This is a genomic window from Streptomyces sp. NPDC004788, assembly GCF_053601115.1.
Genome location: NZ_JBSGBF010000050.1, coordinates 18,901 through 36,178, shown reverse-complemented (window position 1 = coordinate 36,178; position 17,278 = coordinate 18,901). Strand labels below are relative to the sequence as shown.

The window sequence follows — 17,278 nt, the reverse complement described above, 5'->3', positions numbered from 1 at the left end:
ACCAGGAGCTGCGCCTGGTCGTTCTCCTCCTGGCCCTGGCAGTAGGGCTTTTGGGTGACGTCAGTAGTGGTCTACATGGTCCACCCCTGGCTCGGAGGCCGCTCATTGCCAGTGCCTGAGCATGCGGGCGTGAGGCCACCGGCGCTGGTCAGAGCGCCCAAGACAGCTGCGTCCACCGCCAGCGGCTCGGCCGCCGACGACGTATCCAGTCCGACGCGTGATCAAGGAAGGTGCGACGTACGCGCTGAGCGCCGTCAGCCAAGGTGACGTAGCACGCGTGATTTGTATCGCATGCGGCCTCTAGCGATTGATTGGCAGGCCTGGTGACCTGACGCCGGCTACGGCACCTGGTCACCTGGCGCCCATTTTGCGGTAATTCGCACACTGGAGCGGTAAATGTACACAAGACCGGAGTAAATCATTCCGCCACCTATGAGGGGGCGTGAACTGTCCGGCGTGACGATCCGTGATCGCGGCAGGCACACCGCCCCCTGCCGTCGCCTTGGGTGTCCCAACAGTTTGCCCAGATCAGGTCTGCGTTTAGCTCTCTTACTAAGATCTAGAACGCTTGACTCCGCATCGCGTGATGGCGTTAGGTAACTCACCGACTGTGAACTTTGCGCAACGCAGGGGTGGGGATTGTGAAGAGACAGCAGGTGCTTCGGCGTGCCCGAAGTACCGTGGTCGCCCTTTCGGCTATGGCCGTCGGGCTCGTGGTGCCGGTTCCGGCAGCCCAAGCGGCCGCGGCGGCCATGGATTCGCCCGTGCTGGACGAGGCGCACCAGGCGCTCGAAGACGCCAAGGCTTCCGGCCAGCGCGTCGAGGTCCAGGGCGAGCGTGGCGAGCGGACCAGCGTGTTCGCAAATCCCGACGGATTCACCTTCACGCTGGAACAGCACTCGGTGCCGATCCGTGTCGCCAAGCCCGGCGGCGGCTGGCAGACCCCAGACGCCACGCTTGAGAAGCGTGCCGACGGCACCGTCGGCCCGAAGGCCGCCTCGGCCGACATGACCTTCTCCAGCGGCGCGGACAACACTCCGCTCGTCAAGATCGCCGATCAGGGGCGGTCGATGGAGCTGGACTGGAAGGGCGACCTTCCCGCGCCAGAACTCGACGGAGCCAACGCGGTCTACCGCAACGTCCTGCCGGACGTCGACCTGAAGGTCACGGCCACCGTTGAGAGCTTCCAGCAGGTCCTCGTGGTCAAGACGCCCGAGGCGGCCGCGAACCCGGCGCTGAAGGAGCTCACGTTCGACCTGAAGACGGACGGCCTCGCCATCCGCAAGGGCACCGCCGGCAACCTCGCGGCCGTCGACGGCAACGGCAACACCGTCTTCCGCTCCCCGCCGGCCCGGATGTGGGACTCGGCCGGCAAGCCAGCAGCTGAGCCCGCCGCCGCTTCCACCGCCGACTCCGGCACCGCTCCGCAGCTCGTTCGGACCGCCCTCACCGCGGACGACGTCCAGCCGACGCCCGGCGACCCGTCCGAGCAGGCAGCCTCCGGCACGGGCCTGGCACCCGGGCAGGGCGACAACGTCTCCCGCATGGACGTCAACGTCACCCACGACTCGCTGTCGGTCGTCCCGGACGCGGACATGCTGACCAACACCGCGTCGGACGACTACCCCCTCTTCATCGACCCCACCGTCACCTGGGGCGAATCCGAGCGCACACTCCTCCGGTCCGACGGCTACGAGTCGTACGGCTGGGGCAACGGCAGCGACGGCCAGGGCCAGGGCGCGGGCAAGTGCGGCTCGTGGAACGGGTACTACTGCGGCCCGGGCTACGTCCAGAAGCTGTACTTCGAGTTCGCGCCGGACAGCCTGCGCGGCAAGAAGGTCCTGGATGCGACGTTCGCGCTGACGGAGCCTTGGGCGTTCCAGTGCGACCCGCGCTGGGTCGACCTGGTCCGGACGGACAACATCTCGTCCGCAACCACCTGGGCGAGCCGGCCCAAGGAACTGGACTGGATGGTCGACCGATGGGTATCCGCTGGCCGCGGCTCGCTGTGCGACCCGAACTCCCCGGACGCGCCGATCGAGTTCAACGACAACCCTGACGAGACGAACGAGAACCTCACGCCGACGGTACAGAGCTTCGCCGCGGGCCAGTTCTCCCGCCTGACCCTTGAGGTCCGCGCCCACGACGAGACGGACACCTCGGCCTGGAAGCGCTTCAAGAACGATGCCGTCCTCCGCGTCAGCTACGTCGCCTACCCGGCCACGCCGACGGCCGTCGGCATCGTGAGCGGCTCTTCGTCGGTGTGCAGCACCGATCCGAGCAAGCCCTCCATCATCGATGACCCGACACCTGCGCTGACCTCAACGCCCCAGACCGCGTCGGGGGGCGAGGCAGGCGCCAAACTGCACGCGTGGTTCCGCATCGAGACGCTGAGCGCCGACGGTACGACCTGGTCGGGCTCGGGAATTAGTAGCCCCACGGGGACGAACTTCGTGGGGGACAACATCAAGCAGACGGTGTCCTGGCCCACGGCATTCCCTGCGGAGGAGGACGGAAGGAAGCGACGCTTCGCGTCCTTGACTCAGGCGTTCTACGACAATGGCACCTACTCGCAGTCTTCGGGTTACAGCAACTGGTGCTACTTCACGGTCGATCGGGAAGGCCCCAAGCCACCGACGATCCAGTTCGACGGCCCGTACAAGCCGTGTCTGGACGCCAACAACTGCCCGCAGGCAGGGGCCCCGGGTGTTCCCGGCAGCTTCACCTTCGCCCCCGGCGGAACCGACACCACCAATAAGTACTACGAGTACTACCTGACAAAAGTCACTGATAACCGATACGTATCGGCCTGGACCAAGCTTGCTGACGGAGTGACGAAGGCCACGATCACGCCAGCGGCAGCCGGCACATACAAGCTGACGGTGCACGCGGTCGACACGCTCAACCGCGTGGGCGCTGACAGTGCCGTCGAGTTCAAGGTCGCTACCGGAGCGGACCCGGTCGGCCGTTGGAACTTCACCGAGAGCACGGGTGCCGCGCTCGACGGCGCCCCCACCGGTGGTGCCTCCGACGCCACTTTGGCCGGTGACGCTGTCCGCACCGAGCGCGGCCGCCGGGGTCTCATCACTCATGACCAGAACGGTCCGCTGACCTCCCCGGTGGTGGACAAGGGCCTCAGCCTCAGCGGCGCCGGCTACGCGGCCACCGACGGCCCGGTCCTGCAGACCAGTTCCTCGTACACGGTTTCCGCTTGGGTGCGTCTGGAGGATGGCGCCGCGTACCACACGGTGCTCGGCCAGGACAGCAGCCTGACCGGCGCCAGCTGGTACAGCGCCTTCTACCTCAGCTACCGGCCGGACTCCAAGACCTGGGAGCTACGCACGTCCCCGCAGGAGGGAACGAGCGGCGACATCAGCAACCAGATCGTCCGCGCGAAGCGGCCCGCCGTCATCGGCGCGTGGACCCACCTGGCTGCCGTCTACGATGCTGCTGCCGGGCAGATCAAGCTGTACGTCAACGGCGAGTTCCAGGGCAGCCATGCTGTCGCGCCGTCGTGGTCGTCCAGCGGCAGGTTCCAGATCGGTCGCGTCTCCTACCACGGCGCGTACGTCGATCAGTGGAAGGGCCAGATCGACGAGGTGGCCGCGTGGCAGCGTGCCTTGTTCGACTCTGAGATCGCCGACGAGGCCCGGGCGACGTTGCCCGGTGGCTTCCAGGCGGCCGAGCTGGTGGCCGACTGGTCCGGTGCGGGTGCCTCGGGCACAACGGTCACTGACAGCGCCTCTGGCTACGGCCGGTCGCTGGTCCTGTCCGGAGCGACCGCGTCCGGTCAGGAGCTCGTCTTCGACGGCGTCGACGACACGGCAACGACGGGCACGACGGGACTGCCGCAAGTCGACGACACCGCCTCCTTCACCGTGTCGACGAAGGTCAACCTGGACCAGGACGAGATCAACGCCAAGACTGTCGGCTACGTTGGCCAGGTCCTCGGCCAGTGGACCGCGACCGGCGCCGGCTGGGGGCTGTGGTACGAGATCACCGATACCAAGACAGTGACTATCGAAGACCCCAAGACGCAAGAGCTCGTCGACGTGCTTCGGCCGGTGGGCTACTGGTTCTTCGGTGTCCGTGATGCGAGCCGCACGCACCTGGTCCGCTCCGACCAAGAGGCGGTACTGGGTACGAATGTCCGCCTGACCGGTGTCTACGACGCCCAGGACGGCACCGTCTCGCTCCGGCTGGGTACCACCCTCAACGGTGTGCCGAAGGAGTACACGGACAAGCTCGGCACCAGTCAGTTCGCGCTCGGCGCTCAGCCGGACGGGACGGCGTCGAAGTACAACTTGCCGGCCCGCATCAGCGATGTGCGGGTCTGGGTGGGTGCCATGAACAACGCGACCCAGATCGAGACGGTGATCGGCTCCTGATTCGGCACTGACCGGACACGGAGTGGGGCGGCACCGCTTCCGCGGTGCCGCCCTCGCTTCGTCTCCGGGCCCGGTGACAAGGTCCCCGGGCTCGGTGACGGAGCGGCGCACCAGCGCCGTCACGCACATCTACAAGGGTGGGGATACCTGTGAAACTCGGTTGGAACATTCAGGGCGCACGGCGAAGGGAGGACCGCCGAAGGCGCCGCCGCGCGCTGGTGGTCCTGCCGCTCGCCTTGGCCCTCTCACTGCCGATCGGCATCATGCCGGTCGCAGCAGCAGACGGACCGGGAGGTCTGGGGCGTCCGGACCTGCCCGCGCAGCGTGTCACCAAGGTGAAGCCGTTCAGCGGTCCGGCGACGAACAAGGCCCGCGAACAAGTGGCGAAGGACCTGCGGGCCAACGCCTCCCAGGCGAAGCGCGCCCGCACGGAACAGCAGCGCGCTGTCTGGCCCAGGGCCGGCACCGCGAACCTGGACCTGGCCACGGGCAAGGCGCGGGCCGCCGCTCCGGGAGGCCTCCCGGTCAGCGTTCTTCCTTCGACTGCCAAAACCGGGCTGCCGGCAGGTACGGCCACCACGATCTCGGTGCTGGACCACGCGGTCGCGAACAAGCTCGGCATCACGGGTGTCGTTCTGACGGCGGAGGCGGAGAACGCGGGCAAGGCCCGGATCAGCGTCGGCTACGGGGCGTTCGCCTCCTCGGCCGGCGGCGACTGGTCAGGCCGACTCCAGCTCGTACAGCTGCCCAGCTGTGCGCTGGTGACTCCGCAGAAGCCCGAGTGCCGGAAGCAGACCCCGCTCGGGTCGCACAACAACGCTAAGAAGCAGACGGTCACCGCTGACGTCGCCGTCGCCAAGACCGACGCCGGGGCGGCCACCCAGCTCGGCACCAGTAGCTCCGGAGCGACCGTTCTCGCGCTGACCAGCTCAGGCAGCGGACAGTCCTCGAAGGGCACCGGAGACTACAGCGCGACCCCGCTGGCTGCGTCGTCCTCCTGGTCCGCCGGCGGCAACTCAGGTTCATTCACCTGGTCGTACGGCTTCACGATGCCGCCGGCCGCAGCCGGCCCGACTCCCTCGCTCGGACTCTCCTACGACTCGGGGAGCATCGACGGCCGCACCGCCACCACCAACAACCAGAGCACTTCGGTCGGTGAGGGCTTTGCCCTGACCGAGTCCTACATCGAGCGCTCCTACGGCAGCTGCGACAAGGACGGGCAGACCGACGTCTTCGACCTCTGCTGGAAGTACGACAACGCCCGCATCGTCCTGAACGGCAAGTCTTCCCGGCTGGTGAAGGTCTCCGACACCACATGGCGCCTGGAGAACGACGACGACTCCAAGGTGACCCGTTCCACCGGAACCGACAACAACGACGACAACGGCGAGTACTGGACGGTCATCACCGGCGACGGGACGAAGTATGTCTTCGGACTGAGCAAGCTCCCCGGCGCCACGACCGAGCGCACGAACTCCACGTGGAACGTTCCGGTGTTCGGTGACGACTCGGGCGAACCCGGATACGACAAGGGCAGCACCTTCGCCGACCGCTCATTGCTCCAGGCGTGGCGGTGGAACCTCGACTACGTCGAGGACACGAGCGGCAACGCGGCCACGTACTGGTACACCAAGGAAACCAACTACTACAAGAAGAACAAGGCCACCACGGCCAGCGCCGTGTACGCCCGTGGCGGCTACCTGAAGGAGATCAAGTACGGCCAGCGCAAGGACGCGAACGGGAGCCTGTTCACCGACAACGCCGATGCGAAGGTCACCTTCACCTACGCCGAGCGGTGCACGGCCGCGGACTGCAGCTCACTGACGAGCACGACGTCGCAGAACTGGCCCGATGTCCCGTTCGACGCGATCTGCGCCAAGGACTCCACGGACTGCCTGTCGACGTCACCGAGCTTCTTCAGCCGCAAGCGCCTGACCGACGTTGACACCTTCTCGTGGAACGCCACGACGTCCGTCTACGACCCGGTCGACTCCTGGGACTTCACGCAGGAATACCTGGACGGCGGCGACATCGGTGACACCTCCGACCAGACGCTCACGCTGAAGTCGATCAAGCGGACCGCCAAGGCGGGCACGACCGCCATCACAACGGACCCGATCTCGTTCACCTACCAGATGCGTCCGAACCGCGTGGACGGCACGGACGACATCCTGCCGCTGACCCGCCCGCGTATCTCCACCGTCACGACCGAGACCGGCGCTATCACCACCGTCTCGCTCTCCGCCCCGGAGTGCGTCCGCAGCGAGGTGCTCCCGGCGCCGCAGGACTCCAACACCCGCAACTGCTATCCGCAGTTCTGGAACATCAACGGATCCCCGGACGCCTCGGTCGACTGGTTCCACAAGTACCGCGTCCTCGGCGTCGTCACCACCGATCCGGCCGGCCAGAACGACGGCGTCGAGAACGAGTACGCCTACAGCGGCGCCGCCTGGCACTACAGCGACGACCCGATGACTCCGAAGGCGGAGCGGACCTGGTCCGACTGGCGTGGCTACGGTCAGGTCACCGTCTACAAGGGCTCGCGTAACGCTGCTGTCCGTTCCAAGACGGTCTCCCTGTACATGCAGGGCATGGACGGTGACCCGAACAAGGACAGCACCACCAAGTCCGTTTCCCTCGCCCCGCTGAGCCAGCCGTCCATCGGCCTCGCCACCGTCGCCGACAGCGACCAGTACAGCGGCACACTGCGCGAGCAGGTCACCTACGACGGCACGACCGCGATCTCGGCCACCTCCAACCAGCCGTGGTCCCAGGAGACCGCCCGCCAGACAGGCGTACCCGACGCCGGCGACCACGTGGCCCGTTTCGTCCGCACGAAGAAGAACTACTCGTTCACGTACCTCACCGCCACCGGGACCTGGCGGTCCAGCGGCACGGAAACCCTCACCTTCGACGACGGGCGTCCGGTGAAGGTCGTCGACTACGGCGATCGCGGCAAGGCAGGTGACGAGACCTGCACCCAGACCTGGTACGCCGACAACGACACCCTCGGCCTCAAGAACCTCGCCTCGCGTGTCCGCACCGTCGCTCTGGGATGCACATTCGCCGAGACGGACCTGAAGCTGCAGGCCGCCGACGGCACGCGCGGCAACGTCCTGTCGGACACAGCCATGGCGTACGACGACCTCGCGTGGTCGGACACGATGGTCCCGACCAAGGGGCTCGCCACCTGGACAGGGCGCGCCGAGACCTACGGCACCCCGATCAAGTGGCAGAAGATCGCCTCTACCGCGTACGACACGCTGGGCCGGCCGACGGCCGTCACCAATGCCGACGAGAAGTCGACGACCACGACGTACACGCCTGCGGACTCAGGGCCGCTGACCAGGACGACCGTCACCAACGCCAAGACGCAGAAGGTCTTCAACTACCTTGACCCGAGGCGCGGGCTCAGCCTGCGCACGTACGACGCCAACCTGAAGAAGACGGAGCTCGCCTACGACGCCCTGGGGCGCCTGACCGACGTCTGGCTTCCCAACCGCATCCGGGGCAGTGACGCGCCCAACAGCAGCTACCAGTACTCGCTGAGCAACACCAAGCAGTCCTGGGTGTCGACGGCCACGCTCAAGGCCGACGGCACGACGTACAACACCAGCTACGCGATCTACGACGCGCTGCTGCGTCCGCTCCAGACGCAGTCGCCGACCCCGCAGGGCGGACGGCTGCTGACGGACACCCGCTACGACAGCAGGGGCCTCGCATACGAGACGCACGCCGACATCTTCGACAGCGCCAACTTGCCGAACGGCACGTACACACGCGTCGCGTACGGTGCGGCACCCACGCAGACCGAGATCGTCTTCGACGGCGCGGAGCGGGCGACGTCGAGCACGCTGCTCGTCGGTGGTGTCGAGAAGTGGACGACCACCACCACGTACACCGGCGACTCCACCGCGACCACCGCGGTCGACGGCGGTTCGGCCACCCGGACGATCGTCGACGCGCTCGGCCGGACCACGGAGACGCGCGAGTACGCGGGCACCAAGCCCGACGACGCGGCGTACGGAGCGACGCTCGGTACTGCGTACACCTCGACGAAGTTCGAGTACACGCTGGACGGCAAGCAGACGAAGATCACCGGCCCTGACAACGCCGTGTGGTCCTACGCCTACGACCAGTACGGCCGCCAGAAGACCGCGACCGACCCGGACAAGGGCACGACGGCGTCGGAGTACGACGCCCTGGACCGTGTCACGAAGTCGACCAACGGCGGGAAGTCCGTCCTGTCCGCGTACGACGAGATCGGCCGCCCCACCTTCACCTGGTCGGGCAGCGCCACGGACGCCACGCTCCTGACGGAACGCACCTACGACACACCCCTGAAGGGCCTGCCGGCCTCGTCGACCCGCTATGTCGGCGGCAAGGGCCAGTTGAACTCGAAGGCGTACACGAAGAGTGTCACGGCCTACGACGACCTCGACCGACCGACGACCACCGAACTGTCCCTGCCGGCCACGGACGCACTGTACGCGTCTATTCCGAACGGGAAGCTGACCTACAACACCACCTACCGCCTCGACGGAACCGTGGGCAGTGTGAGCGAGCCCGCGCTGGGCGGGCTCGGCTCCGAGATCATCGAGTACGGCTACGGCTCGCTCGGACAGCTCACGTCCGTCAAGGGCCTCACCGGCTACCTGCAGAACGCCGACTACACGGCCCTCGGCCAGCTCCAGCAGATGACCCTGGGCATGGGAGGCACCGGCGACCGCAACGTCTACATCACCAACTACTACGAGGCGGGAACCGGCCGACTCACCCGCAGCAACGTCACGGACCAGACGCATCCGTACATGCCGCAGGACCTCAACTACACCTACGACCAGGCCGGCAACGTCACCTCGATCGCCGACCCGGCAACCCTCGGCGGCACCGGCAAGGCCGAGACCCAGTGCTTCGCCTACGACAGCTACCGCCGTCTGACCGAGGCGTGGACCCCCGCGTCGAAGTGCACGGAGCCGCGTGCTGCGAACACGCTCGGCGGACCGGCACCGTACTGGGCCTCGTACACCTACAACCAGGGCGGCCAGCGACAGCAGGAGACGCAGCACGCGGCGGGTGGGGACACCACGACCACGTACTGCTACACGCCGGCCAACCAGCCGCACGCCCTGCGCTACACCACGACCCGCACGACCCCGGACTGCGCCGCTGCTGCCGACCCGACGAAGGACAAGGTCTACGACTACGACACCGCGGGCAACACCACCAAGCGACCGGGCTCGACGGGGTCGCAGGCCCTGACGTGGTCGGAGGAGGGCCGACTCGCCCAGCTCACGGAAGGCACCGACAAGTCCACGGACTACATCTACGACGCCGACGGCACGCTGCTGATCCGCAACACCAAGGACGGGGAACGGGTCCTGTACGCAGGCGCCACCGAGCTCCACCTGCCTACGGGCAAGTCCGCCTGGGCGCAGCGCACCTACACGGCGGGTGAGGTCCCGATCGCGGTCCGCACCAACCAGTCCGGCACCCCCCAGTTCCAGTTCCCCGCCGGCGACCACCACGGCACACAGAGCCTCGCCGTCACCTCGGACGCCACCCAGAAGATCACCAAGCGCTACATGACGCCCTTCGGGGCCGAACGTGGCGGGTCCATCGGCACCTGGCCGACAGACAAGGGCTTCCTCAACAAAACCGCCGACAAGACAACGGGCCTCACACACATCGGTGCCCGCGAATACGACCCGTCGCTCGGCCAGTTCATCAGCGTCGACCCGGCACTCGTCCTCGGCCAGCACCAGTCCCTTAACGGCTACGCCTACGCCAACAACAACCCGGTAACGTCCAGCGACTCCACGGGTATGTGGCTCGACGACGGAACGGGGCATTCCGAACCCGGTGGCCCCCTGGGCGGACACCAAAACAACACGCCGGGGAAGCCACGAGGATCCGGAGGCGGCGGCGCCAAGCCGAACGCAAACGATCAAGCTGCCTCCAATAACCCGGTTAACAAAACCGAGAATTTCATCACGGAGACCGCTAAGGAATTCCTTGGCACCGGAGATGATTACGCAAAATGGCGGCAGGTATATCAGCGCAACATCAGCCACTTCCCAGGGGATGACCCGACTGCGGATGACCTGATGGCCGCGGCTGCCAACTCCTGCATCGGCCCCAACGCCTTTTCCTGTCCCAAGGGAATGCAGGCCAGGATGTGGGACCTTCAAAGGTACCGCGACTGGATCGTAATCCCGCAGGATTTCGGCGGATACGAGGGATCCCCGAAGGTTCCGGCATCGCGAGAGATGCCGCTGTCGCGCGGGGGCTGTACGCAGTGCTTCCTCGCCGGCACAGACGTAAAGATGGCGGATGGCACCACCAAGGACATCGACAAAATCAACGTCGGTGACATGGTATTGGCAACCGACCCTCAAACCGGGGAGACTGGAGCCCGCAGGGTATCCCGCCTTATCATCACCGAGGATGACAAGCGATTCAATGAACTGACCATAGCCACGCCTACCGGCCCAGAGAAACTGACGGCCACATACGAGCACCCCTTCTGGTCGGTCTCCGAGAACCGCTGGGTCGACGCCAGCGAACTCAAGCCGGGCATGACACTGCGCACGGACCACGGGGCCGAAGTAGCGATTATCGCGAACCGCCCCTACACGCAACACGCACGCACGTACAACCTGACAGTCGAAGACCTCCACACCTACTATGTGCTGGCCGGCGAGACTCCGGTCCTCGTCCACAACAGCAACTGTCCCCGAATTGCTCCGGGGTCTCTCCCTGAAGCGGAAGAAACTGCTCTTGACCGCACATTGGAACATATTGACGCAGAAACAGTCCCTACTGGTCCGACTGCGAGGAGATGGGGCATCCCATTCCGGAATCGAGATGGGGACCTGCCCGGTGGGCAGGGGGATGACTCTCCCTACCGCGAGTATCGTGTGGAGCCGCCTTCCGGCACTCGAGGGGCCGGCCCCCTTCGAGTGGTTCGCAATGAGGAGACGGGTGAAACGTACTACACGTGGACGCACTATGGTGATTCCGGGGATCCGGCATTCGTTCAGATTCGGTGATCGACCATGAGAGGCTTCAAATCTGGGCTTACGTGGGTTCGTGGCGATGAAATCCATTCTATTGCACATAGTATCGCCGAGCAGGGTTACCGCGTGTATTCACTCGCTACCGGTGGCGGTTCCGGTCGCGTGGCATTCTTCGATGCCGTTCGCGCGGTACTTCCGCTGGATCCTCCGGTAGTAAGCTCGCGTAGCTTGGACGCGCTATCAGATTCTCTCTGGGGTGGGATCTACTCAACCGGTGACCAGAAAATCGCGATAATTTGGGAAGACTCATCGCGCTTCTTCCATGATTCTCCCGAGGAATTTGAGGATGCATGCTCGGTTCTGGCTGAAGTTGCCGAGTCTCTAGGCGATAGGGCGTTTACAGTCGGACAGCCAAAGGAGGTTCGCATCTTCGTTTCAAGAGATTAGTACTTGGGTGGACCAGATCCAGGCGGAGGGCTGCTTCCCACAGCTCCGCCTCTCCGTGCAATGAATGTGGAGTCCGGTCGGAGTCCTTCCGGCCGGGCCCCACGGGGGGGGAGAGAGCGGCGGCACGCCTCATCGGCTTCGCTCGTGTCAGAGCCAGCCCTGTTGGCGGGCCGCGCGGACCGCTTCCATGCGGTTGCGGGTGCCCGTCTTGCCCATGGCCGGACATGCGCCAGTGCGACAACGGCGTCCTGATCACTGCTCCGCCCGCCGAGGGCGACGGAAGGCCGGCAGCCTGGCAGCTGCGCCTGCGCCTGCGCACCGAGGACAACGGCCGAGGGCTAAATGACCTGGGCGCAGCCCTCGCCACAGGGCGCCGCCATGGCATCTGTGCAGATGCGGGCCCAGGCTTCGAGACCTTGCTGGTCTTCCTCCCCCACCACCCCGCTGAAGGCGTCGGCACTCTCGCCCGAGTCCGCACCGGGGATGGCCCGGAGGATGACGTCACTTTCGAGCGCCGCGTGGAAAGGCCGATGGGCCTGTGGGCTACGGCTGGAGAGAGCCTGCGTCGCATTGTCCCAGTGCTCGGCCCCGACGCGCCGCCAGCGTACGAACCCGATGCCTGACCGTACCGATGCCGACCGCTCCTCGGCTTCGGTACGACGACAGGGTCACGTTCCTCAGCCTGCCGCAGCACACGGGCCCGAACCGGTTGCCCCAGAAAGGCGTGGTGATGTCGGAAGTTCAGTCGCTTGGGTCGCTTCGGTCGTTGTGACAGTGCAGATTCAGAGTGGGAGAGCTATCCCGAGTGCCTGCATCGCGCTGGAGGGAGGGCCGCCTTCCCATCGAGTGGCCACACATGGCCACGTCGCGGCCACGGCCGAAGGCGACCGCGATGACACCTCACACTGGCGGCATGAGCCGCAACGACGCCCTCCGAGCCGCACGACTGCGGCGCGGCTGGCGCACCGGACGAGGCGCGGGTCCGCTTCAGCTACCAGTGCGAGTGGCGGGACGCCGAGGTCACGACCACGGAACCCACGGCCGTCCGCCTGCTCGTCAGCGAGACACCCGCAGCGACCTGGGAGATAGCCCTCGGCCCGGACGACGATCCCCGGCTGTTCATCGAGCAGCAGATAGCCGGCTTCGACACCGACGGTGCCACCGGCTGCTTCGCCGACGCCGGGTCCTGGGATCCGCTCATCGCGCTCTTCGAGCGGGGGCTGATCCGAGGGGAGTCGTACCTGGACGGGTACGAGGACATCGACGACGGTTCCATGTTCATGCAGCGCACCTGCGACGAGGCTTCCGGCGGCGAGCTCGTGTCCTTCGCGACGACCGGGGACGGTACCTACCCGGTGTGGGTCGGCCGTTCCGAGGCCGGTGAGGTAGTCGGCGTCGTGGTGCTGGTGGAGGGGATGCCCGAGCTGCTCCCAGAGCGGGACGGAACCCCCACCGATGCGGCTGCGTAGGCAGCAGCTCTTCGATCGAGCGGTGCCCCCACCACCAAGAGCTGCCCTGGATGAACGATCCGCCAGTCGACTCATCCGAACGTCGTTCACGGAAGTGCGGACAGAACTAAATTCAACGAGCCTCATCAGCGTCCTTCGCCTGAACTGCGTGCGAGCGGTGAAGCGCCGACTGCCGTCTCCCGCGTACGCCTCTACACGACCAATCGCGTCGGTTAGCCCCATGAGGGGTCGCGCGGCGACGGCCAGCTAATCGGTGAGGCTGCTCAGCGTCTCCCATCCGGGTGGTCGTTGATCCAGCCCAAACCACCGATGTCGAGGTGGTGGCGTGCGCGCGTAACGGTCACGTAGGCGAGGCGGGCTTCGCTTGGGTCGATCGGACCGGGGATCGGCCTTCCCTGGACGTCTTGCTCGTCGGTGTCCTTGGGTGGGGGGAAGTCGTCGGCGATCTTCACTCGGGCCCATTCTCGGCCTTTTGCTTTGTGTGCTGTGGAGACGGTGACCTGGGCGTGCGTCTCGTGGGTGAGGCGGTTGACCGCGTGGAGGATGGTGTCGGTGCCGTGGGTGTCGACGAGGCCGACGAGGGGTTGCAGATCGCGTCCGGATGGGTCGTGTGCGGCGTAGTCCTGGACAGCTCCCCAAGTGGGGAAGAGAACTAGCTCGGGGTGGCTGGTGGGGCGTCCTTCTTGGAGTTGGCGGGCGGCGAGGGCGAGGGAGCGGAGGCTGTCTCCTCCTCCGACGAGGGCGACGCGGACGCCGGCTGAGAGGAGGGTCATGACGTGTTTCATGGCGCCGACGTTGGTGCGGCACAGGATCGCGTCGGGTGTGGTGAGGGGGCCGAGGTCGGTGGGTGTGGTGTCGCTGCCGGTGAGTCGCAGGGGTGCTTGGGCGATCGTGAGCCAGCGGTTGGCTTCTGCCGCGAGGGCGGGGCCGAATCGAAAGGAGTGAGAAAGGGTGAGGTGGGTTCCTTCGAAGTCGGTCATGACGTCTTTGGCACCGCGCCAGTGGTAGATGGCTTGGGCGGAGTCGCCGACCATGACGAGTTGGGCGTGGTCGCGCTGGCTCTTGAAGATGTGCTCGACGACGGGGTTGGTGTCCTGGGCTTCGTCGAGGAGGAGGTAGTCGGCGTGGATCTTGGGGTTGGTGAGTGACCAGATTTTGAGGAAGTGGTCGGGGTCGAAGCGGACGGCGCCGTCGTCGGGGTTTTGCAGGTCGGTCCATGCCCTTTGGGCGTAGGGGAGGACGAGGGCGGCGAGTTCGTGGTGGTGGTCGGGGCTGTCGAGGCCACGTAGAGGTGGGACGTGGCGGCGGGTGAGGATGGTATCGGCGCTGTGGCAGAAGCGGGTCACAGTGCGCAGGACGGTGTTGGACAGAGTGGTGGGCATGAGGGTGTGGTCGGCGATGCGGGCGGGTTTGGTGATGCCGAGGTCTTGTCCGATTTTCCAGGCGGGGCGTCGGGGTGCGCCGAGGCGGCGTGTGTAGCGGTGGCCGAGGGCCGCGTAGGCGAGGGCGTGGGCGGTTTTGCAGGTGACGGTGGCGGGGAAGCGGGTGGCGGCTTCCTGGGCGATGGCGCGGTTGTAGGCGAGGTAGCGGCCGCGGCGTTTGGTGCTGTGGGCGAGCAGGGCGAGGGTGGAGGTCTTTCCGGTGCCGGCGCCTGCCTGGAGGGCCATGTGGTGGCCTGCTGTGAAGTGGTCTGCTGCTTGGGATTGTTCGTCGGTGGGGGTGAACAACGGTGCGTGCTCCGGGAGTGGGCATGGACGGGGCGGCAGGAAGTAGCGAGCGGCGTCAGGCGCGCTGGTGGGCGTCTGCTGGGAGTCGGGTGGCCAAGTGCGCATGGTGGAGGAGCGGGTCGAACGCCTCCCAGTCGGCGAGGGCCAGGTCGGGTGCTCCGGTGGTTGCCGAGTGGGTGGGGCAGCGTTGCGTGCGCCAGCGGACCTGTTCGCTGTAGGGCAGGTGGCTGAGGTCGTATACGGCGATGTCGGATGCGGGCAGGGTGAGTTGTCGGGTGCCGCGGTGATGGGGTGTGGCGGGCATGAGGGTCCAGCGTCCTGGGATTGTTCCGGGGGCGAGGACGGGGTTGGTGCAGCGGGTGCGGCGTACGGTCCGCGCGATGCACCGGATCTCTTGGACTGGCGTTCCAGCACTCCAGGGCGGTGACATCGCCGTAGTCGCGCATCTGGTGCTCGGCGTTGCGGGTGCGGACCCACTGTGCGAACTGTGCGACGAATCCTTCGAAGGTGAGTGCCGGGTCCTTATCCCCCGATCTTCTGCAGGTGTCGAGTTTCTGTGCGTGGGTGTAGCGGGGCAGGGTGGAGAAGAACATGGAGGTCGCCGCGCGGTTGAGGTTCTCGATGCTGCCTTTGAGGTGGGGGGTGTAGGGCGGCAGGACGTCGACCTGGACGGCGAACGCGCCGAGGGCTTCTTTGACGGCGTTGGAGAGGAAGTCTTTGCCGCGGTCGATGCGGATGCGGGTGGGCAGGCCGCCGGCGGGTCCGTGGGTTTCGTCGGTGAGGATGCAGGCGCGCAGGGCTGCCAGGATCGATCCGCGGTGCGGGTAGTGCGGGGTGACGGCCCAGCCCATGATCATGCCGGTGTGGCAGTCGCAGAACCAGGTGACCCAGGGTTTGACCAGGCGTCCGTCGGCGTAGACGACGACGGACGCCTGTTTGTGGTCGCCTTCCCATTCCTCGTTGCGGGCGGTCGGCGGCCTGCGCAGATGCGGGTCGTATCCGCGTGAGGCGGGCAGTCCGGCTTTGAGGCCGGCGATGTCACCGGGGCTGAGGTCGCGCCTGATCGCCCGGTGCAGTGTCGACAGGCTTACCGGCTCTGCTCCGATGGCTGCGGCGTCCTTCGCGAGTTCATCGTGGACGCGTTTGACGTTGCCGCGGTAGTAGGCGAGGAGAACGCGGATGTGCTCGGTGACTTCGAAGCGTTCCCGGGTGGCGCGGAGTGGCTGCCCGGCTCGTGCGCGGGCGAGGTTGCGCCATACGGTGCGGACGTGGACGCCGAGTGTGTGGGCAGACAGGGTGACGTGAGCGGTGGTGAGTGTGCCTTGTTCGGCGAGCTGTAGCAGGGCGCGGACGGCGGGCCCCATGAGTTCCTTGCGCTCGCGCTCGGTGCGGTCAGCTTCCTCGGGCGCTGCAGAGTCTGCGGGCACCGGACGGGCCTTTCTTCATGTTCGGGCATGTGGCTCTTCGATGGGTTTTGCGGTCAGGCCCAAAATCCGAGGCGGGTGACGTGCTCGTACTGGCGCCAGTCGGAGTCGAGATCGGAGATGACGTGCTCCCACTGGTGGGTCATCTCGCGCATGTCGCCGCGCGACCAGGCCGCAACGATGGGGTCCCATCGGTAGATGTTCTTGCGCCGCCACCTGGCCACTCGCTGATGCTTGGCGTCGACATCGCTCTGGTCGATGGGGTGGATCTCCACACGGGTTCCACCGTCGCTGTTGAGGCGGCGTGTCAGGCTGGGTGCCATGTTGCGGCGCCGCAGCTGCCGGAAAGCTTCGTCAAGCCGCCGTTGCTGTTCGGCGCTGGGGACGCGCTCTTCGGACAGCCATGCGGTGATCTTCCGCGGGTCCAGGAGGATTCCGCTCTGCTGCATGACGGTGTACCCGGCGCGGGAACGGGTCAGGTACAGCAGGTGGCTGCGGTGGCGGTGCCTGGGGCTGAGGTGTGGTTGGGCGATGCCGGCGATGTCATCGAGGGTGGCGGTGAGGGCGAGGGCTGCGGGCACCCCGTGGGCTCCGAGTCGTCCGAATCCCATTGTTCGGTCTCCTGCAAGTCGTGCGCGTTCAAGTGCGGTGGTCGGAAAGGGTGCGGCAAGGGGCCGGCTGGGGTAGGCCACGCGTCGGCCTGGGAGGTGCGGACCTGGGGGTGGAGGGGCGCCGCACAAAGGGGTTCGGTGTGCCGCAACATAGGCCGTGGGCACCAGCGTCGGTTCTGCTTCCAGTCGTTAC

7 protein-coding genes and 2 pseudogenes are annotated in these 17,278 nt (G+C 66.5%); 5 read left to right on the top strand and 4 right to left on the bottom strand.

What is annotated here, in order from left to right; all coding sequences use genetic code 11:
- Positions 1-698: 698 nt before the first annotated feature.
- The 3 genes from ACWEJX_RS22025 (at position 699) to ACWEJX_RS22015 (ending at position 11,854) form a co-directional block, all read left to right on the top strand.
- Complete coding sequence (locus ACWEJX_RS22025; protein WP_451609115.1) at positions 699-4,388, top strand: LamG domain-containing protein; 3,690 nt, start codon at positions 699-701, stop codon at positions 4,386-4,388.
- Positions 4,389-4,651: 263 nt separating this feature from the next.
- The gene (locus ACWEJX_RS22020) at positions 4,652-11,440 is read left to right on the top strand and encodes a polymorphic toxin-type HINT domain-containing protein (protein ID WP_451609114.1); all 6,789 of its coding nucleotides are present in this window, start codon (positions 4,652-4,654) and stop codon (positions 11,438-11,440) included.
- Positions 11,441-11,446: 6 nt separating this feature from the next.
- Positions 11,447-11,854, top strand: coding sequence for a barstar family protein (locus ACWEJX_RS22015; RefSeq protein WP_451609113.1), 408 nt, complete (start codon positions 11,447-11,449; stop codon positions 11,852-11,854).
- A gap of 147 nt (positions 11,855-12,001) precedes the next feature.
- Here ACWEJX_RS22015 and ACWEJX_RS22010 read toward each other — a convergent pair.
- A pseudogene (locus tag ACWEJX_RS22010) lies at positions 12,002-12,073 on the bottom strand (DNA-binding response regulator); the annotation flags it as partial.
- Positions 12,074-12,885: 812 nt separating this feature from the next.
- Between ACWEJX_RS22010 and ACWEJX_RS22005 the strand changes: the two are divergent.
- A pseudogene (locus ACWEJX_RS22005) lies at positions 12,886-13,323 on the top strand (DUF4241 domain-containing protein); the annotation flags it as partial.
- A 263-nt stretch (positions 13,324-13,586) separates the two neighbouring features.
- On the opposite strand, the gene ACWEJX_RS22000 reads toward ACWEJX_RS22005, so the two are convergent.
- Positions 13,587-15,050, bottom strand: coding sequence for a UvrD-helicase domain-containing protein (locus ACWEJX_RS22000; RefSeq protein ID WP_451609112.1), 1,464 nt, complete (start codon positions 15,048-15,050; stop codon positions 13,587-13,589).
- Between the two features lie 55 nt (positions 15,051-15,105).
- Positions 15,106-15,354, bottom strand: coding sequence for a hypothetical protein (locus tag ACWEJX_RS21995; protein ID WP_451609111.1), 249 nt, complete (start codon positions 15,352-15,354; stop codon positions 15,106-15,108).
- Positions 15,355-15,430: 76 nt separating this feature from the next.
- On the opposite strand from ACWEJX_RS21995, the gene ACWEJX_RS21990 reads away from it, so the two are divergent.
- A complete protein-coding gene (locus ACWEJX_RS21990; RefSeq protein ID WP_451609110.1) occupies positions 15,431-16,057 on the top strand; it encodes a hypothetical protein in 627 nt (208 codons plus the stop codon).
- A 473-nt stretch (positions 16,058-16,530) separates the two neighbouring features.
- On the opposite strand, the gene ACWEJX_RS21985 is transcribed toward ACWEJX_RS21990, so the two are convergent.
- Positions 16,531-17,055, bottom strand: a complete 525-nt coding sequence (locus tag ACWEJX_RS21985; protein WP_451609109.1) for a transcriptional regulator — start codon at positions 17,053-17,055, stop codon at positions 16,531-16,533.
- Positions 17,056-17,278: the final 223 nt, after the last annotated feature.

Bases quoted from the DNA above. Each gene is read 5' to 3' on its own strand.
- ACWEJX_RS22025 (WP_451609115.1), top strand. From the start codon at position 699: ATGGCCGTCGGGCTCGTGGTGCCGGTTCCGGCAGCCCAAGCGGCCGCG.
- ACWEJX_RS22020 (WP_451609114.1), top strand. From the start codon at position 4,652: ATGCCGGTCGCAGCAGCAGACGGACCGGGAGGTCTGGGGCGTCCGGAC.
- ACWEJX_RS22015 (WP_451609113.1), top strand. From the start codon at position 11,447: ATGAGAGGCTTCAAATCTGGGCTTACGTGGGTTCGTGGCGATGAAATC.
- ACWEJX_RS21995 (WP_451609111.1), bottom strand. From the start codon at position 15,354: ATGCCCGCCACACCCCATCACCGCGGCACCCGACAACTCACCCTGCCC.
- ACWEJX_RS21990 (WP_451609110.1), top strand. From the start codon at position 15,431: ATGCACCGGATCTCTTGGACTGGCGTTCCAGCACTCCAGGGCGGTGAC.